The 18398-nt window shown below is 44.3% G+C and carries 22 protein-coding genes; 9 read left to right on the top strand and 13 right to left on the bottom strand.

Annotated elements, in window-relative coordinates; genetic code table 11:
- Positions 1 to 315, bottom strand: a 315-nt coding sequence (locus QUA83_RS02440) for a LysM peptidoglycan-binding domain-containing protein (protein WP_333291230.1), incomplete at its 3' end; no start/stop codon positions are given.
- A gap of 428 nt (positions 316 to 743) precedes the next feature.
- On the opposite strand from QUA83_RS02440, the gene QUA83_RS02435 reads away from it, so the two are divergent.
- Entirely contained in the window at positions 744 to 2054 is a 1311-nt protein-coding gene (locus QUA83_RS02435; protein ID WP_333291229.1) for an NB-ARC domain-containing protein, read from the top strand.
- A gap of 111 nt (positions 2055 to 2165) precedes the next feature.
- Here the strand turns inward: QUA83_RS02435 and QUA83_RS02430 are convergent, their stop codons facing one another.
- Complete coding sequence (locus QUA83_RS02430) at positions 2166 to 2681, bottom strand: isoprenylcysteine carboxylmethyltransferase family protein (RefSeq protein ID WP_333151339.1); 516 nt, start codon at positions 2679 to 2681, stop codon at positions 2166 to 2168.
- Between the two features lie 158 nt (positions 2682 to 2839).
- The gene (locus QUA83_RS02425) at positions 2840 to 3784 is read right to left on the bottom strand and encodes an aldo/keto reductase (RefSeq protein WP_333291311.1); all 945 of its coding nucleotides are present in this window, start codon (positions 3782 to 3784) and stop codon (positions 2840 to 2842) included.
- A 150-nt stretch (positions 3785 to 3934) separates the two neighbouring features.
- Between QUA83_RS02425 and QUA83_RS02420 the strand changes: the two genes are divergently transcribed.
- The 3 genes from QUA83_RS02420 to QUA83_RS02410 all read left to right on the top strand — a co-directional run bounded on the left by QUA83_RS02420 (position 3935) and on the right by QUA83_RS02410 (position 6505).
- A complete protein-coding gene (locus tag QUA83_RS02420) occupies positions 3935 to 5368 on the top strand; it encodes a BCD family MFS transporter (protein ID WP_333291227.1) in 1434 nt (477 codons plus the stop codon).
- Positions 5369 to 5440: 72 nt separating this feature from the next.
- Positions 5441 to 6274: an inositol monophosphatase family protein gene (locus QUA83_RS02415; protein ID WP_333291226.1), complete on the top strand. Its 834-nt coding sequence runs from the start codon at positions 5441 to 5443 to the stop codon at positions 6272 to 6274.
- Between the two features lie 66 nt (positions 6275 to 6340).
- Positions 6341 to 6505: a hypothetical protein gene (locus QUA83_RS02410; RefSeq protein ID WP_333216390.1), complete on the top strand. Its 165-nt coding sequence runs from the start codon at positions 6341 to 6343 to the stop codon at positions 6503 to 6505.
- A gap of 197 nt (positions 6506 to 6702) precedes the next feature.
- Here the strand turns inward: QUA83_RS02410 and QUA83_RS02405 are convergent, their stop codons facing one another.
- Both QUA83_RS02405 and QUA83_RS02400 read right to left on the bottom strand, forming a co-directional pair.
- Positions 6703 to 7272, bottom strand: coding sequence for a PIN domain-containing protein (locus tag QUA83_RS02405; RefSeq protein WP_333291224.1), 570 nt, complete (start codon positions 7270 to 7272; stop codon positions 6703 to 6705).
- Between the two features lie 3 nt (positions 7273 to 7275).
- Complete coding sequence (locus tag QUA83_RS02400; protein ID WP_333291222.1) at positions 7276 to 7746, bottom strand: excisionase family DNA-binding protein; 471 nt, start codon at positions 7744 to 7746, stop codon at positions 7276 to 7278.
- A 90-nt stretch (positions 7747 to 7836) separates the two neighbouring features.
- On the opposite strand from QUA83_RS02400, the gene QUA83_RS02395 reads away from it, so the two are divergent.
- Positions 7837 to 8460, top strand: coding sequence for a hypothetical protein (locus QUA83_RS02395; RefSeq protein WP_333291220.1), 624 nt, complete (start codon positions 7837 to 7839; stop codon positions 8458 to 8460).
- A 78-nt stretch (positions 8461 to 8538) separates the two neighbouring features.
- Here the strand turns inward: QUA83_RS02395 and QUA83_RS02390 are convergent, their stop codons facing one another.
- From QUA83_RS02390 to QUA83_RS02365, 6 genes are all read right to left on the bottom strand, one after another.
- Entirely contained in the window at positions 8539 to 9120 is a 582-nt protein-coding gene (locus tag QUA83_RS02390) for an NAD(P)H-dependent oxidoreductase (RefSeq protein WP_333291218.1), read from the bottom strand.
- A gap of 340 nt (positions 9121 to 9460) precedes the next feature.
- On the bottom strand, positions 9461 to 10096 hold the full coding sequence (locus tag QUA83_RS02385) for a retron system putative HNH endonuclease (protein WP_333291216.1): 636 nt from the start codon (positions 10094 to 10096) through the stop codon (positions 9461 to 9463).
- Positions 10093 to 11346 carry an AAA family ATPase gene (locus QUA83_RS02380; RefSeq protein WP_333291214.1) on the bottom strand — a complete coding sequence of 418 codons (1254 nt, stop codon included), beginning with the start codon at positions 11344 to 11346 and terminating at the stop codon, positions 10093 to 10095. The genes QUA83_RS02385 and QUA83_RS02380 overlap by 4 nt, the downstream gene beginning before the upstream one ends.
- A gap of 52 nt (positions 11347 to 11398) precedes the next feature.
- The gene (locus QUA83_RS02375) at positions 11399 to 12274 is read right to left on the bottom strand and encodes a ChaN family lipoprotein (protein ID WP_333291213.1); all 876 of its coding nucleotides are present in this window, start codon (positions 12272 to 12274) and stop codon (positions 11399 to 11401) included.
- Between the two features lie 549 nt (positions 12275 to 12823).
- Positions 12824 to 13186, bottom strand: coding sequence for a cupin domain-containing protein (locus tag QUA83_RS02370; RefSeq protein WP_333291211.1), 363 nt, complete (start codon positions 13184 to 13186; stop codon positions 12824 to 12826).
- 95 nt (positions 13187 to 13281) lie between these two features.
- Positions 13282 to 13557, bottom strand: coding sequence for a hypothetical protein (locus QUA83_RS02365; RefSeq protein ID WP_333291210.1), 276 nt, complete (start codon positions 13555 to 13557; stop codon positions 13282 to 13284).
- 160 nt (positions 13558 to 13717) lie between these two features.
- Here QUA83_RS02365 and QUA83_RS02360 point away from each other — a divergent pair, with 160 nt between their 5' ends.
- From QUA83_RS02360 to QUA83_RS02345, 4 genes are all read left to right on the top strand, one after another.
- On the top strand, positions 13718 to 14356 hold the full coding sequence (locus QUA83_RS02360; RefSeq protein ID WP_333291208.1) for a peroxiredoxin: 639 nt from the start codon (positions 13718 to 13720) through the stop codon (positions 14354 to 14356).
- Positions 14357 to 14551: 195 nt separating this feature from the next.
- Positions 14552 to 15136 carry a Uma2 family endonuclease gene (locus tag QUA83_RS02355; protein WP_333291206.1) on the top strand — a complete coding sequence of 195 codons (585 nt, stop codon included), beginning with the start codon at positions 14552 to 14554 and terminating at the stop codon, positions 15134 to 15136.
- Between the two features lie 65 nt (positions 15137 to 15201).
- Positions 15202 to 16176: a cysteine synthase A gene (locus QUA83_RS02350; RefSeq protein ID WP_333291204.1), complete on the top strand. Its 975-nt coding sequence runs from the start codon at positions 15202 to 15204 to the stop codon at positions 16174 to 16176.
- A gap of 121 nt (positions 16177 to 16297) precedes the next feature.
- Positions 16298 to 16597, top strand: coding sequence for a (2Fe-2S) ferredoxin domain-containing protein (locus QUA83_RS02345; protein ID WP_333291202.1), 300 nt, complete (start codon positions 16298 to 16300; stop codon positions 16595 to 16597).
- Positions 16598 to 16611: 14 nt separating this feature from the next.
- Here QUA83_RS02345 and QUA83_RS02340 read toward each other — a convergent pair whose 3' ends face one another.
- A complete protein-coding gene (locus QUA83_RS02340; protein ID WP_333291201.1) occupies positions 16612 to 17844 on the bottom strand; it encodes a hypothetical protein in 1233 nt (410 codons plus the stop codon).
- 165 nt (positions 17845 to 18009) lie between these two features.
- Positions 18010 to 18384, bottom strand: coding sequence for an HNH endonuclease (locus tag QUA83_RS02335; RefSeq protein ID WP_333291199.1), 375 nt, complete (start codon positions 18382 to 18384; stop codon positions 18010 to 18012).
- Positions 18385 to 18398: the final 14 nt, after the last annotated feature.

Raw genomic sequence — 18398 nt, 5'->3', positions numbered from 1 at the left:
TGGAAAAATCCGATCGGGATTGTCTCCAATAATGCCACGGTTAGCATCATAAATTCTCTGCCATAAATTAGCATCGCCATAGAATTTTTGAGCAATAATTGACAGAGTATCTCCAGGTTGGACAGTGTATGTTCTACCGCTAGGACTAATAGAATCAGGAATTACAAGATTTTGCCCTGGAAAAATCCGATCGGGATTGTCTCCAATAATGCCACGGTTAGCATCATAAATTCTCTGCCATAAATTAGCATCGCTGTAGAATTTTTGAGCGATAACTGACAGAGTATCTCCAGATTGAACAGTGTACGTAGTCATAGGTGTCTTCTTCAAGCACGTGAATACAGTTGCAAATGTTGTTTAGGGTGAACAACAGTTAACCTTACGGTCTAACCTATTGATAAACCATCCTCAATCGCCCTGCCAGTGAGAAAAAGTGACCATCTTTTGTAAACTTGCGTAAATTCCCCCGCCCTGTCGGTGAGAAAAAGTAACCATCTTTTGTAAAATTGCGTAAATTCCCCCGATTCTAGATTTGAGATTTCACCTGATCTCAAATCCGTTACAATACCGCTCTTATTTCTTAGTCCGCGCAGGCGGACTTTGTATGTGTAGACGCGGTTTCAACCGCCGAGTGTAAAAGGGGCTAAATCCCGGTTAATTCAGTAAATTTATTTTCTATCCTGAGAAACAACCCCCACTCAGAATAATCAGTAAATCTACTGAATAAGTCAAAATAACAAACTATGACACCACAAGAGGCGATCGCCCTCCTCGATAATCTGTTACAATCCGCTAACAAAAAGCACAAACTAAATGATATTCAATCCATCATTTTTCTAGAAACTTGGGAAGGACACTCTTATCAAGAAATAGCCGATCGCCACCAATACGAACACGATTATACTAAAAAAGTCGGTTCGCATTTGTGGCGAAAGCTCTCTCAAATCATCGGCGAAAAAATCTCAAAGCAAAATCTGCAAGCAGTCTTGCGCCGCTACCAGCATTGCAGTGCGGGCATCTTGCACGCTAGCGAAGCAGATAGCAGCACTCAAGATTGGGGAGAAGCGATCGATGTTTCCTATTTTTACAACCGCCTGCAAGAATTAGAAACATTAGAAACTTGGATTAGCGACAATTCTACCCGTGCGATCGGTATTTTTGGACTTGGCGGTATCGGCAAAACTTCTCTGTCTGTCAAACTCGCCCAGCACATTCAATCTCAATTTGAATTCGTAATTTGGCGGAGTTTGCAGCAAGCACCAACCTTAGAGGCTATCCTCAGCAATATTTTACCGATTTTAACTGGTTCCGAAGCGACAACAAATAACTCTATTTCTGCTCTCATGGAACAGTTGCGACAACAACGCTGTTTGTTAATTCTCGACAATCTGGAATCCATTTTGCAAGGGGGAAATCGCAGCGGACAATACCAACAAGGATATGAAGATTACCGACAGTTATTTGCGCGCATTGCTGACGAAACTCACCAAAGTTGTCTGATTTTAACTGGACGAGAAAAACCTGGCGGATTTGCCGTGCGATCGGGCGAAAATTCACCCGTGCGATCGCTCCAACTCTTCGGAGTTTCACCGCCCGTATGCCAGAAAATCCTCGCCGATAAAGGATTAAAAGCAACGCTATTGCAGTGTCAAAATATTGTCAACCATTTTGGTGGTAATCCCCTCGCCATCAAACTTGCTGCAACTACGATTAAAACTATTTTTAGCGGTGACATTGACGCATTTTTAGCGCAAGGAAATACTGTTTTTAGCGATTTTTGGGATTTGCTCGATCGCCAGTTCGATCGCTTGTCTCCTTTACAACAACAAATTATGTATGGGATTGCAATTAATCAAGAAAGAGCGACTCCTGCGAATTTAAAAACAGAAATTTTACCCAAAGTTTCGGGCCGACAACTGATGGAAGCATTGGAATCCCTAGCGGAGCGATCGCTCATTTTCGATGAGCGATCGCTCAATTATACCGCATCAACAAATTTAATGCTACAACCGGCGATCGCCGAGTATGTTAGAGAACGATTGCTCGAAAAGTAGCTCAAAGTGGGTCTTTTTAAGGAGAATTTAGGGTGGTCTAGACTCAGGTAAAAACAATACCGAAATCTAAACTGATTCATTTGCGATCGCAAACTACGGGCGATCGAACTGTTAATAGATTCCGGGAATTAGTTTTTTGACTTTTTGGCGGTACTCTGAATACTCTGGATATTTTTTGGTTAACCAGGTTTCTTCTCGGTTGGCTTTGATCTCGAAAAGTATTATTAATAGTGCGCTGGCTATTAAGTGGGATATGCTCATTTGAAAAAGTGTCCAGCCGAGGGCTGCTAAAATTAAGCCGCTGTATAATGGATGCCGCACTATTCCGTAAATGCCTGTTTGGACTAATTCTCCGTCTTCTCTGGGATATGGTAAAGGTGTGAGGTTTTTTCCTAAGTCTATCAATCCTTTGATGATGAAAATTAATCCGGTTAAGCCGAGAATACTGGCCATAAACCAGATAATATAAAGTAAGTGGGTTGATTGAATTTTTAATCCTGGCAGTTGATAAACTGGTAAGATTACAAATCCTGTGAGCAATCCTCCTTGAAGCAAAACTAAATATTCGCCGCGGCTGTTGTTGCGCCAGCCTTCGCGCGTGAAGCCCCAGTCAGTTAAGATTTTCATAATAATTGAAGGAAGAAGGAAGAAGGAAGAAGGAAGAGGGAAGAGGGAATAAGGAAGAGGGAAGAGGGGAGAAGAAAGTGAACTGTAGGCTGGGTAGAGTGAAGTAAAACCCAACCTACGGCCAACAGCGAACAGTCAACAGTCAACAATTAACAAATTTATTCTCGCCAAGGACGAGTCATTAGTTCTAATTGATTGACTTCATCTTGGCTCAAATTCCAACCTAAAGCGCCTGCATTTTCTTGGGCTTGTTTGGCGGTTTTGGCGCCGGGAATGGGGATGACTCCGTTTTGGCATATTAACCAGTTTAGGGCAACTTGGGCCGGAGTTCGATCGCGCTTTCTGCCCATTTTCCGCAGGGTAGACATGACTAATTCAATTTTTTCCAGACCGCTTTTGCTGAAGCGGGAGTCCATTTTGCGGGCTCCTGTAGGTGGTTCTTGGGCTGTGTATTTGTCGGTGAGCAATCCTTGGGCTAAGGGGCTGTAAGCTAAAATTGTGACTCCCAATTCGCGGGCTGCACTCACAATTCTTTGTTTTTCTACTTGCCGCGACAGCAAGGAGTAACGGACTTGATTTGTTGCTAGGGGAACGCCTCTTGCTGCTAGTATTTTGTGGGCTTGGCGCATCTGTTCTGCTGAATAGTTGCTGACTCCTACTGCTTGAATTCTGCCTTGTTTTACTTCATCGGCTAAGGCGTTCATCAGGGTTTCTTGACTGAGTAAAAAAGTGAAGGGCCAGTGCACTTGGTAGAGGGCTATTTGTTCTACTTGCAAACGTTTTAAGCTGGCACTCAAGGCTTCGGAAACTGATTTTCCTGTAATCCGCCAAGGTACGGGGCCGAATTTGGTGGCTATTTGCACGGGTTGGCTGGTTTTTTTGATAAACTGCCCCAGCAATTCTTCTGACAAGCCGTTACCGTAGACTTCGGCTGTGTCGAAGAAGTTGACTCCGCTGTCAAGGGATGTTTTGAATGCTGCTTCGACTTCGGCGGCGCCGTAGTTGCTGCCGTAGTTCCAAAATAGTTTGTCGCCCCAAGCCCAAGTTCCGACGCACAGGGGAATGACGGCTGGGCCATTTTGTCCTAGGGTAATGGTTGTCACGGTTGGTAAATCCACAGTTATTGATTCTCTTTATTTTTATATGAATTTATACGAATAATCGCGATCGAGCTTCTAGCCGGGGGAGGAAACGCGGCTGGTTGCGATATCTCAGTTACTATAAATGCAAATGCTGTGTTTATTTGAATAGTTATGTCGATCGACCGTTTGCCAGATTCAAGATTAACAGATTCCGCGACTCCTGCCATCAAGAGAGTTACCCTCCTGACTATGTTCCGGTTGGGTTTGTTTCAGATGGGATTGGGCATGATGTCGATTTTGACCCTGGGGGTGCTCAATCGCGTGATGATTAAGGAGTTGGCGATTCCGGCTACTGTGGTGGCTGGTACGCTGGCTATGCACCAGTTTGTCGCCCCGGCTAGGGTGTGGTTCGGGCAAATGTCTGATGCTAAGCCTTTGTTTGGCCATCACCGCACAGGTTATGTGTGGATGGGCGGGGTTTTGTTTGTGATTTCTGCTTTTTTGGCAGTGCAGGTGATGTGGCGCTTGGGTAGCAGTTTGGAGGCTGTGGGGTGGACTACTCCTACTTACGGTTGGGTGGGTTTGTTGGGTTTGATTTTTGCACTTTACGGTATTGCTATTTGTTCGAGTTCGACTCCTTTTGCGGCTTTGTTGGTGGATGTTTCCGATGAGGAGGATCGATCGAAGTTGGTGGGTGTGGTGTGGTCGATGCTGATGGTTGGTATTATTATCGGGGCGATTGTTAGCAGCGGTTTGCTGAAGCAAATTGATGGGGATGTGCCGCGGGAAGTGTTGCAGGCTTCGATTAATGGTTTGTTTGTGAAGGTGCCGGCGCTGGTTTTGCTGTTGGTGGGGATTGCAACTTTTGGCGTTGAGAAAAAGTATTCGCGGTACAAGATGCGATCGTCCGCAGTGAATCGAGAAGATAAAATTACTCTGGGAAGTGCGCTGCGGATTTTGACTGCTAGCCGCCAAACTGGTTTGTTTTTTACTTTCCTGCTGATTATGACAATTTGCTTGTTTATGCAGGATGCGGTTTTGGAACCTTACGGCGGGGAAATTTTTAAGATGTCGATTTCGGAAACTACGCAGTTGAATGCTATTTATGGTACTGGTACTCTGATCGGTTTGAGCGCAACTGGTTTTTTAATTGTGCCGCGCATTGGCAAGCAAAATACGATTAGGTTGGGCTGTTTGTCGGTGGCGGCTTGTTTTGGTTTAATTATTTTATCTGGATTCACAGGTAATCCAATTGTGTTTAAGTCTGCTTTAATGTTGTTTGGTTTAGCTTCGGGTATTACTACGACGGGTGCGCTGAGTTTGATGTTGGATTTGACTGCGGCGGAAACTGCTGGGACTTTTATTGGTGCTTGGGGTTTGTCGCAGGCGATGGCGCGGGGTGTGGCGACGATTACTGGCGGTGCTATTTTGGATTTGGGCAGAAGTTTGTTTGGGGTGCCGATGTTGGCTTATGGGTTGGTGTTTGCTGTGCCGGCGGTGGGTATGATTCTGGCTGTTTGGCTGTTGGGTAGGGTGGATGTTGGGGAGTTTCAAGATAATGCTAAAAGTGCGATCGCCACTATTCTTGAAAATGAATTAGACTGATATTTCCTCAGTTGGCAGTTGCCAGTTGCCAGTTGTTAGTTTCAATAACAAATAACCAATAACCAATAACTAATGAATGATTTTTGGGAGTCTATTTTAAGTTTTTCTCAGACTACTGTCAAGACAGTCGGCGAGCAGTTTTTGAAAGATTTCGGTTCTGCACAAGCGGATGAGAAGGATGATGGGAGTTTGGTTACGCAGTCTGACAATTGGGCGGATGCGGAGATTAGAAGTGCGATCGCATCTACTTTTCCCAGTCACGGAATTTTGAGTGAGGAAGGAGAACACGTTTTCCCAGATAAGGAATGGTGTTGGGTTGTCGATCCTCTGGATGCTACGACTAATTTTGCTAGGGGAATTCCGATTTGGGGGATTTCTTTGGGTTTATTGTATCGGGGAACTCCGGTTTTTGGCTGCGTGCATTTGCCACCGGTGAATCAGTTTTTTCACGGTTTTTATGCAGGGGATTTGGCAGGCGACAATGTACTGACAAATATGCCTCAAGGTGCGTTTTTGAACAATCGGCCGATTTCTCCGAGTGCTGATAAGATGAGCGGGAATCATATTTTTAATTTGTGTTCCCGGAGTGTGGGAATCGGGCCTCATCTTCCGAGTAAAATTCGGATGTTGGGTATGGCTAGTTACAATTTTTTGACTGTGGCTTCTGGTGTGGCTATGGGAGGAGTGGAAGCGACTCCGAAAATTTGGGATATTGCGGGGAGTTGGGTAATTGTGAAGGCGGCGGGTGCGGTTTGGCTACCGCTGGAATCTCAGGCTATTTTTCCGCTGGAAGTGGGGAAGAATTACGGGAGGATTTCTTATCCGACTTTGGTGATGAATCGGCAGGAGTTGGTGTCGGTGTTTTTGCCGTTTGTGGAGGCTTGGAAGAAGAAAAAAATGGGGTGATTTACGCGCGAGCGAAGCTATCCCGTAGGAAATCGAACAATTATCAAATAAAACTGCAGGGCAGGCGTGACGGAGGAGTCTCCCACGCCTGCCGTGCTGTTTGGAAGAAATATACCGACCGATGACCGATGGTTTAAGTATGTCTACTCTTGTCTATTTCTGCCAATCTGCGATCGGGTGGTTTTGTTTTACGTCGATCGGGTGATGCGGTTTTGGTACAATTTGTGGTAATGTTTTCCACGAGCTATTATCTCTAGGAAATAAAATTATACCCGTTTTCAAGTAGAGGCACAAGGGTAAATATATTTACTGCGGTGTGGGAAAAAGTAGATGAGTGGTATATGGGCTATGTCGAAGAGTTAGCCTGTGGGAAGATACAAGAATACACCTGGGAAGAAACTCGGAAAAGTCTGTGGTTGGCGATCGAACTAATCTCGATAGCACAATTCTCGCATCCGAGTTGCTGACAGCGGCAGTCCCAATTCTACCAGCGTTTGTAAATACTCGTCAGGCGTTTTTGGCGGATTCTTGAGCCTGATTCTTTGTTTCTCGGCTGCTTTGCATACACCTTCAAACTTTAAGTTGAGAAAGCGCATGATTAACTGATCTGGGTGCAGCGGTTCAATGTTATATTGTTTGAGATTCTCCACAGGAAAATCCCTGAGATTGAAAGTAACGATAAAATCCGCGCGAGAATGAATTGCTGCTGCTAGAACGTGCCGATCGCCCGGATCTGGGAGTTCCAACTCTGGTATAATTGGCTCGTAGCCAGTCACCACACAATTTTTAATGCTTGCATTCATCAGATTTTTGGTTCTGGCAAGCTGTTCTAATGTGAGATTTGGATTGTTTTGAAGCACGTTTCTCATCCACTCGCCGTGAATCTCTTCTGTCCACCTCGGCTCAAACACATCACCAACTGCTAATTCCATCAAAAAATCGCGGAGTGCGGCTGAATACAAAACATTAGCATCGCAGACAACTTTTACAATTTCCATGAGTTAGTCGTACAAACCGAGTGCTTCTGATTCTGCGACAAGTTCGTCAAGTATTTTACTTCTTTTGTCATAATCCTGCTTTTTATATTTCATTACATCTTCATAACGTATCCGGCGACAGGTACTTACCATTTTGTAAGGAATTTCGCCAGAATCTAGCAACTTCCACACATACTCGCGGGAGACATTGAGTATGGCCTCAACCTGCCAGATATCGAGTTCCTCAGTAATTGGAATCAGCTTGACAGTATTGCCGCTGCTTGTCTGTTGCAAAATCGCTAATAGCAGTGGCAATGCTGCGGCAGGTATGTCAATTGTCTTTCCCTCTTTTTCGTTTAATATCAATTTGAGAGATTCGCCAGACGGATGATTTTGCAAGTGCGATTCTAAAGCGCGGCTACTGGTTTTGGCAACCGCTGCTTCTGCTGCTGTGGGCAAAGCAGGTGCTGAGTCGGGATCTCCGGTGAATGTCATGTTAATTTGGGGTTGAGTATAACAGGCAATCAATTATAATTGTAGCAATTTGAGAATGCGATCGCCAAAATCGAGCAAGGAGGTTAACCTGTGGCATACAGCGACTTTACAACTTTAGCGAAAGTTAGAGAATCTTTTAATTTAACCGTAGAAGAACCTTTAAATTTGTTTAGTGATATCCCAGAGGTACAGCCAAGTTCCTATTTGCAAACTACTTTAACTGAAAACCTGTCTTTAGCTACTGCAATTAATACAGAAAAGGCTCGCGCTGAATTAATTATTGCTCCAATATTATTGGAAGTCAGGCGGCAATTTAATTTTCAAGTTGGTTTTTTCTCTGGTTCAGAATTAAATGTAGATGTAGAAGCGGGCTTAAACGGGTATTGCGATTATATTCTCACTGCATCGAAGGATTCCTATGAAATTCGCGCCCCCGTAATTACTATCACAGAGGCTAAGAATGAAAGTATTAAATCCGGTTTAGGCCAGTGTATTGCCGAAATGGTAGCCGCCCAATTATTTAATCAGCGCAGCGGAGAGCAAATTGAAAGCATTTATGGGGCTGTTACTACGGGTACTGATTGGAAGTTTCTTAAATTGAGTAACAGCACAATTTTTATTGACAAGCGAGACTTTTTTATTAATGAAATTAGTCGGATTTTGGGCATTTTAACAATGCCGTTTCAAGGTTTTTATTCTATGAATCGCACTTGATGCAACCAGCGAAATAACAGATACTAGGATTAGGGACACAACATTGCTGTGTCCCTACTGCCAAATGAATTTATTGCTTCAGGCGATTAATTTCGACAGCACATTAGACAACTTAGCACCGAGATTCTCAACAGCGTCCTGCTGTTTGGGATCTTTCATCGTACCGTCAGCATTAAATGCTTCAAAAGCTTGGGGAATTGCTTTCTGATCCGGCAGTACCAATACGTTAATATTCCCCAGGATCGATCGCAAATGCACTAATCCCCGCAAACCGCCGATTCCGCCTGGGGAAGCACTCATAATTACCGCTACTTTGCCAGTAAATGCCACCAATCCCGGTTCACCCGGTGCTGGGCGCGATACCCAATCGATCGCATTTTTCAACACAGGCGTAATTGAACTGTTATACTCCGGGGAAGCTATCAAAAACCCGTCATGCGCTACCATCAATTCCTTCAAGTGGCGGGCATTTTCTGGCATTCCCTCTTTTGCTTCTAAATCTTCGTCAAATAGCGGCAGCGGCAAATCGCGCAAATCTACATAAGTAACTTCTGCGCCCGCCGCAGTAGCCCCAGCCGCCGCAACTTTTACCAGCAGTTTGTTATATGATCCTTCGCGGGTGCTCCCGGCAAATGCAAGTATTTTTGGTCTGTTTGTCATTGATTTTTTCCTGATATTTTGACAAGATAATCTTGACATTTCCAAAATAAATTTTAGCAAAGGGAGGCGATCGCTGTCTGTTGCCTTAACATATATTAGTTAAATAAATAATCACCAATAAAAAACCGGGCCGGCGTGACTGAGGAGTCTCCCACACGCCTGCGCGCGGTTTGTAGTAAATATAACCGACCGAGGACCGATATGTAAAGTGTGCCTTGGTGCATCGAGTTTCTGCAATCTGCGATCGGGCGATTTAATTTTGTGCGATGGGGTGATGTGGTGGAGTTTAATTTTTATTAAGTCCGATCGTCGATCGCGCAATCTTTGGGTAAGATTCAACTTAAGAAACACCAAAATAATTTTTGAGAAAATACAAAACTGCATTACAAAAAGGCTGGTATCGCCCTTGTGCATTCATTTGTTGACAAACTTGAGCTAATAATTCGGCCTCTTGCTGTGTCATGATTCCTTGCAATGCTTCAAGTGCTTGAATTCGTCCCTGCATTAAGTCATAATGATTGAGTCCCAAAACTTTAATGGTTGTTTGAGCATCTTTTTGATGAGCTAAATTATTTGCAGTTGGCAGTATCTCACCACTGCTAGAGTAATCAAAAAATTCTTCACAGTTGGCTTGTAGTGGCGAAACCCCGATCGCAAGATTCTTCTTCTTATTGCCACAATACTCTGGCCAATCTGGATCTCTGCCACAAGAAGCTAGCATATTTGTGTAATCAACAGATAATTCTAAATCTGTCTTGCTCTGAGGGGCTAGATGTTCAATATGGCTCTTACTTTGCTCAACACTCCTACAGCAGTAGCAGCAAATATAGCCTTGTTCACTTAGCAAAGAAATGTGTACCGATCCTCTCTCAGGGTTGAGAAGACATTTGTAATCATAGTTGTAACCGAGAGACTTCTGTGTAGCCTTCCAGTCGGAAAAATTTTGAGGTTCTTTCCCCTTTTGAATATATTTCATTTATTGAGAATTTCCTTGCGTTGAATTAGCCAATCTGCTCTCACAAATTCAGGATCTTCTTCTCCCATTTGGTCTGCTAAATTTTGGCGAAATTGCCGTGCCTTTCCGAGTTCGCCCTTGTCTATCAAGCGAAACAATTCGCGTAAATATTCCTTAATTTCCTGCCGACGTTCGGGAGTTCCCATAAGCGTTTCTAGAATCCGATTGCTATCTTTCCCAAAGGATGGTACTCGATCGATCGCAATTCCTTCAGATGTTGACCTCAAAAGATGAACCCATTTGAGATCGCTGATTACCTGTGGCGAATGAGTCGTAATTATAAACTGGCAATTTGGGAATGTTTGTTTCAGGTTCGGAATAATCGCCCGTTGCCATTTTGGGTGCAAGTGGAGCTCAATCTCGTCAATCAAAACAACGCCGGAACCCTCAAGCGGATTGCAATCTGGATTTGGATTTGCGATCGCCAAACGCCTTGCTAAATCTCCTGCTAGTGCTAACAAGCATTTTTCACCATCGGATAGTTGATTGACGATCAGTTCATCGCCTTGTTTGTCTGCAGTCATTCGCAAAGGCGATCGCCTAACCCGTAAATTTGAAAAGCCGTCTAGTAAGTTAGCGATCGCATATCTGACTGCTTCTAGTTCGCGATCGCGATACTGATCGGAATCATTTAGTCGTACTTCGTTTTCTAAATCTTCCCGATCTCTAAACCATTCAAAAAAGCGCCTAAAATCGATCTGCCCTCCCGTGAGAACCTCATCATAAACAGTTATCTGCTCAAACGAATGTTTCGTCCTAATCTTCAAAGGAATATCAAGTACGGCACGGTTAGTTGGGTAGTAAACAGCCAGAGGCAATGCTGCGTAAGAATTAGCATCTAACTGACTGTGTATGCGATCGACAATTTTTTTTAAGTCCCCAAGGTTGCTGCTAGTATCCTTGCTTCGCCCTTTACTGACTTTGGTTAAAGACCATACCACTTCCGGCCAGTCATTGATTGAAATTGTAATTTCGTTGTGAGTTTCTTTGCATCCTTTTTTGATATCATCTTCGTTGAAAGAACGTCCATTACTATTGGGAGTTTGAATTCGCTTTGTCAGCCAGGAGAGAAGAATAGCCAAACACTCAAGTATGCTGGACTTCCCCACACCGTTAATACCGATGAACACAGTCGGCTCATCTGTATCAAACTCCAGGGCCAAATCGCTGATGCCTCGGAATGAGTTCATTTTTAGACGCTTGACTTTCACGATTTGGTTCTCCCTCTGGCTTAGTGGGTTATATTTTTGAGATCATATCAAATCAATGCTTCCAAACAAAGTCAGCAATGGGTCTATCTGCCGACAAAACAGGATTGTCATTGGAATTGAGTAAAACCGATCGCATTTTTACATTCCCGACTCCCAAACGCCTCTCGACGCGACTGGGAATGCCGTAACCGTAAATAATGTGTCCTTTCCCCGCCAACACCACAACTTGATAGTCGGGGTTTGCTTTGACAAATTCAGCTATTTTTTCCGCCATAGTTTCGTCCCACAAAACTTGGGCTTGCAAGAATCTTTCAAAAGCCGTACTATTTTCCTGTCCTGCCTTTTGGTGTTGCTGGAAAACTTCTAGCAGCATTTGCCGATATTCCGCGTTGTCGGTGCGAATTTCGGATATTGGCGGAATGTGCTTTTTTTCCTCCGCTGTGAGGCGTTCTAAACCTTGACTGGCAACTTTTCTCGTTACTTCGGATGGTGTATTTAAGGCGAGGACAGGTAGTTGATTTTCTTTGGCAAACCGCAAAGTGGGGGCGTAAGATTCCCAGGGAAAGCGCCATCTGCGATCGTACTCTGTTTGCTCGACTAATTGCTGTTCAGTCAGTTTACCTGCTAAGTAGTTGTCGATCGCACTTTGAAAGGGACGCTGAAACATTTCCATCGCGATCGCAATTTTCCGATTTTGCCGCTGCATTTCTCGGATAATCTTTAGTTGAGCTTGGTGGTCTTCCGCGCTATCGTGGGTTTCTCCCAGATACACGACTTTTGCCTTCACCAACTGTTGCAGAATCTCTTGGTTAGTGTAAGTTTGCGGAGGTTGAGGGTTCGCCGTCGTTTGCGCTGTCACTACACTGCTGCACAGCAGAAAGATGCTGAGCGATAAGGCGCACAGTTTGATGAGTTTGGTTGTTTTCATACACACATTATGCCGTTTCTCGCAGCAGCAAGCACAGCCGAACTCTACTATTTTAGCTGAGCAGCTAGAAAGCTCAATGCTTAATTTAACTTCATCATTCTCCGCCGTTACTTCTAAAAATGTAAAGTTTAGTTGCAGGTACTTGCACTTCTAGAAGAAGGTGCTAAATTAATAATATGAAGCGAACAAAAAGCTTCTCTGACAGATACAACATCTAGATACCACAGCGAAGTTCACAATAGAATCTAAGGAGTAAAAACGCTGTTTAATCTCACATCTGTCTCATTAAAAACCAATAGCAGCACCCACCAACAAAGCTGATACTTCCTCAACTAATTAGAGGGGAGCAATGCAACTGAATCCGAGGATTATTGCAACTCCACATCGAAGTTGAAAAAAGAGGAAATCACTCGGTACATATGGCTGGGTGCTGTTGTTGTTAAAAGAGATTTTCGGTTGATGATCTTTTTTTCAGTAAAGGCAGAGCTTCTAGATATGCGTTACCGGGCAGAACCTGGTAAGGAGCATACAAGGATAAAAACTAGAAAATTACTGGAAAATAGTCTCGTCTTCCTTCCGCCACGCAGGATCGACGATACAAATAAATATTAGTGGCTGTGTGCCACAGTTGTAAATAAACTGCTTGGCGTTTGGGGGAATGTAAACTGCATCTCCGGCTTCCACAAATTGATTTTCGTCGTCGATGTGCATTTCTCCAACGCCGCTGAGGATGTAGTAAACTTCAGAAGTTGTCAGGGAGTGCAGCGCAGAAGTTTGTCCCGGTGGCAAAGTGGCGTGGGCTAAACTGTAACGCAAATCCACAGCTTGTTTGTCTGGATGCAGCAATTCTCGCAGTTGAGTACCGTCGCCAGCAATAAACTCGTCGCAGGCATTTAGTTTTTGAATTAGCATTCTTTCGGCACTCCTTAAAATCTCTTTACCACAACTTAAGTTTAATTGAAAGAGCCAGAGTTGTTAAGAAATATGTAAAGCGTCCGCCGATTTTTTTAACCGTAAGTTCCCGAATGCGATCGATAATCAGGACAGTCGATCGCATCTTCAGAAAAAGCTATTGTAGGCTGAACGGGACACTTGAGGTGGTAGTCGCCCGTGAAAAATACGCAGTTAGCACAAGGGATTTGGTGCATCCTCTGAGCTCGGCGCAGGGAGTCGGTGACAGTACGCCCGACACTCAAACACAGCAAAAAAACTAAGCCCCAAGCGGAGACAAAACACAGCGGGACTAAAACAGGCTGTATTGCCTTAAGCAAAAAGTAAAGCATAGCAAGAAAATTTAGCGTTAGAAGCCACACATACATTAGAGTAGTGGAATTGCCGATCGATCGACCCAAAAGTTTAGAATCCTTTACAGCTCGATCGAGAAACCGGGGAATTATGGCATGATAAGGAACAGTCCTTAAATAAAATTAGAGGAAATCAGTTATGACTCTGCGATTAGGCGATACAGTTCCCAACTTTACCCAAGCTTCGTCTGAAGGGGAAATCAATTTCTACGACTGGGCTGGCGATAGCTGGGTCGTGTTGTTTTCTCACCCGAAAGACTATACTCCAGTTTGCACCACAGAACTCGGTGCAGTGGCCCGTCTCAAGTCTGAATTTGAAAAGCGGGGCGTCAAAACCATTGCCCTCAGCGTCGATGATGTGGATTCTCACATGGGCTGGATTAAAGATATTGAGGAAACGCAAAATGTCACCCTCAATTATCCGATTTTAGCAGATGGCGATCGTAAAGTCTCCGACATTTACGACATGATCCATCCCAACTCGCTGAACAACTTAACAATCCGCACAGTTTTTGTGATTGACCCGCAAAAGAAATTGCGTTTGAGCATTACTTATCCGGCAAGCACTGGTCGGAATTTTAATGAGATTTTGCGAGTAATTGATTCCTTGCAACTTACCGACAACTACAGCGTTGCGACTCCGGTTGATTGGAAAGACGGCGACGATTGCGTAATCGTACCTTCGATTACCGACCCCGCAGAATTGGCAGAGAAATTTCCCAAAGGTTATACGCCGATTAAGCCTTATTTGCGGATGACTCCTCAGCCGAATAAATAGGTTTAACATTCCTGGAAGCAGAACCTAATTATGTAAGGTGTGTACTGCACACCTTACCTCTATAATTCCCGCGTCAAACCAGCTTGTAGTGAGGACTAAAGTCCTTAATCCTGATTTTTAAGGACTTTAGTCCTCACTACAAACAAAGAAATTGTGCAATCTTGTGTAAACACTTTAGATTTGAGGAAAGGCAAAATGCTGTCATCAACAATTGTGTTGCGAATACCGCCCAAATTGCAAATGACAGACGACGAGTTTTTCGAGTTCTGTCAAATCAATAGTGAGTTACGCATTGAACGCAACAAATCGGGAGAATTGCTAATTATGCCCCCTACTGGTTCGGAGACGGGAAACCGAGAAGGTAATATATTTGGGCCGCTGTGGGTTTGGGCAGAACAAAATGGTACTGGTTTAGCGTTTACTTCGAGTACAGGATTTACTCTGTCAACAGGTGCACAAAAGTCGCCGGATGCTGCTTGGATAAAATTTGAAAGATGGAATGCTTTGTCACCAGAACAAAAGCAAAAGTTTGCCCCGATTTGCCCGGATTTTGTAGTAGAACTGAGGTCTGCTTCTGACAAGCTCAAACCATTGCAAGAAAAAATGCAAGAATATATGAGAGAACCCGGAGTGCAGTTAGGGTGGTTAATTGACCGCAAAAATCGCAGAGTTTATATTTACCGTCCTGGTTTGCCAGAAGAATGTTTGGAGAATCCGGCTACAGTTAGCGGCGACCCCGTTTTGCCAGGATTTGTACTCAATATGAGCAAGATTTGGTAAAAGTGGTAGCAATAAATATCAACTTATTGTAAAAATTAATCATAGGATACACACACGCAAAAAATATGGATATTAAAAACGGCTTTGTAGGCACAATCGGCAACACACCACTAATTCGATTAAACAGCTTCAGCGATGAAACTGGCTGCGAAATTCTCGGCAAAGCAGAGTTTCTAAATCCCGGCGGTTCCGTGAAAGATAGGGCCGCTTTATACATTATCAAAGACGCAGAAGAAAAAGGCTTGCTCAAACCGGGCGGCACCGTTGTTGAAGGCACTGCCGGCAATACAGGCATCGGTTTGGCCCACATTTGCAACGCTAAAGGTTACAAATGTTTGATTGTGATTCCCGATAACCAATCTCAAGAAAAAATCGGTGCTTTGAAAACCTTGGGCGCTGAAGTTCGGACTGTTCCCGCTGTTCCTTACAAAGACCCGAATAATTATGTCAAATTGTCGGGAAGATTGGCTTCGGAAATGGAGAATGCAGTCTGGGCAAATCAGTTTGACAATTTAGCCAATCGCCGAGCTCATTACGAGACAACGGGCCCGGAAATTTGGGAACAAACCAACGGGAAAATTGATGCTTGGGTAACAGCTACTGGTACTGGCGGCACTTTTGCTGGGGTAGGAATGTTTTTGAAAGAAAAAAATCCTGCTGTTAGAATTGTCTTGGCAGACCCGATGGGTAGCGGGCTTTACAGTTATTTCAAAACTGGGGAAATTAAGACTGAAGGCAGTTCGATTACTGAGGGAATTGGCACCACCCGCGTCACTGCAAATATGGAGAATGCCCCGGTAGACGACGCCATTCAAATTGATGATACTGAAGCTGTCCGGGTGATTTACCAACTGCTGAGGAAAGAAGGGCTGTTTATGGGCGGTTCTGTGGGGATTAATGTGGGGGCGGCCGTGGCTTTAGCGAAGCAAATGGGGCCTGGACATACGATTGTTACGGTACTCTGCGACGGCGGGGCTCGGTATCAGTCGCGTTTGTTCGATCGACAATGGTTGGCTTCCAAAGGTTTGTCACCAGATTAACCGTAGGGTGCGCTGCGGCGCACCTTAAAATCTGGCTCTATATAAAATCTGGGCGTATATGCGCGCACCTATTCCCATGATAAAAAATAGCATATATGCAGCAGAATGTCAAGTAAAAAATATGAAAATTATCCAATCTTCTAGGCAAGTTCTTGTTTGTCAAAACCGCACTTGTCGCAAGCAAAATTCAGCAAAGGTACTGGCAGCTTTTCAGAAATTGTCGCCCTCAGAAGTTGAAGTTGTTGCTAGCAGTTGTTTGGGACAGTGCGGCAACGGGCCGATGGTGTTGGTGCTGCCAGAAGAGGTTTGGTACAATGGCGTTTGCCCTGAAGAAGTGGCGGCAATAACTGAGCAACATTTGCGGGGAGGAAAGCCGGTGGAGAGGATGCTTTACCGCAAGTTTCACCGACTTTCTCATTAGCCGATCGCGCGCCTTTAAAATTCTTCGGCAAACAACCGGCGGAGAATCTCGGTGACTTCGGCGGCGACTCTGGCGTCTTGTTCGATCGCCAAGCGATCGACACTGCTGGAACCGCCTACAGCTTTTTCTGCCCGCAAACTCATGGCTAAAGTTCTGACTTTTGCCGGCTTTTCCGCCGCTTTGGGCCGCTCGTCAACAAACCGCACTAAAGCCACATAAACTGTTTCTAGGGTTCCCCGGATCGAGCTCAGTCCGTAACCCAATTTTGAGATAATTACTGGAGAAGTGATAAGGCTCTCCATCCCCAAAGTTTTAATTGCTACGTCCACATATCGAGCGCTGTCGTGTCCCATTGCTCTGACAATGCTTTCTAAGCTGTTCCACTGAGATGCTTTCATGCGCGATCGCTGTTCGATGTGGAAGTGCCATCCTAACATGGAAATCAGCCTGGTCAAGTCGTAAGCAGATACGGAATTTTTTTGTTTGGTGCTGTTTAATGCGGCACTTAGCAGCACTTGTTTTTTGGTGAGATCGAATATTTTTGGGTTGGTGAGATAAGGATTTTCGCCGTAATCGCCGCGAAAAATTAGGTCATTATTGCCAGTAGCGCTCTTCAGCCATTGCTCTAGTCCTATGCGAGTATCGAAGCGTTTGAACATCGCAGCTAAGGAGTTTGAACTTCCTATATTTGAGGCATAGCTAATCATGTCTTTTGCTACATCGTAAAAGTAAAAATCGTGTCTTAGCCCGTTGCCATCTCTAACAACGCAGTTGTCAATGTCGCAGTCGGGATATTTGCTATTTATTTGACTGACGATATTAAGGAGTGCGATAATTTTAGTGGCACTCCACTGCTCAGCATTGGTAAGTGCGTTTTTTCCCAGCCACTGCGCCTGAATTTTGCCGTCTACAAAAGTACCAATGCAAACGCAGGCTTCCTTAATTTCTGCGTGCAAAAAATTTAAAGCTTGAGAGTTAATTTGAGGTAGTTCTCCCACGCTGGGAAACGGGGTAAGTTTGAGGGGATTATTGGGGCCGGGAATAGAGCTAATTACTTTTAAGCCGTCGGGTTTCTGTTTTAGATAATCGGGATAGTTTTTAATGTGTTGTTGGTAAGGTGATTTTTCAATTCCTCGGTCTAAAAAAGCTAGTTTGTTTATGTTAGCTTTGGCATCTATTTCCATTTGGAGGTAGTTTTTGTAGATGCGCGCTCGGTCTTTTGCGAGTTCGAGGGAGGTGAGGTTCATAATAATTGTTGGCAGCTTGTTACTAATAAGTAAATAACTATACTAGGATTTACGCAAATAAACCGGGTTTCTCTGTAAAATTTTGGGTTAAGGAACGAAAAATTTATGAAGAAACCGGGCTTCAGACAGTAACTGCGTCCCGGAGTATATATCTGATTTCTGGCCCTACGATCGAGCTTTTTTGCCGCGTACTTGAATGCGTTTGTCGGTTTTTTGTTTCTTAATCCAAGAGACAAATTTCTGGAGTTCTGGGTCATTTTTGAGCTTTTCCAGGGTGTCGAGCTCTTGGGCGAGGTGTTTGTTGTCAAATAGAGAGTGAATCTGGCGGTGACAGGCTGAGCAAATGTCGATTGTCTGGCTTGGATCTTCGTTTTTCCGCTTGGTGTTTTGTTTGGGGATGAGGTGATGGGCGGTTAATGCTTCCATTTGTCGATCGCACAATTCGCACTGCATAATTTTCTCAATGCTGCTGGATACGATAATTGCTACTTTTAGTTTAGCGCGATCGGCTTTGAGGAGGTGAAAGAAAGTCGATCGCACTCTCCAAACAATAA

Source organism: Microcoleus sp. K1-B1 (assembly GCF_036704705.1).
Lineage (GTDB): Bacteria > Cyanobacteriota > Cyanobacteriia > Cyanobacteriales > Microcoleaceae > Microcoleus.
The sequence above is the reverse complement of the archived record's forward strand: the minus strand, read 5'-3'. Positions and strand labels throughout refer to the sequence as shown.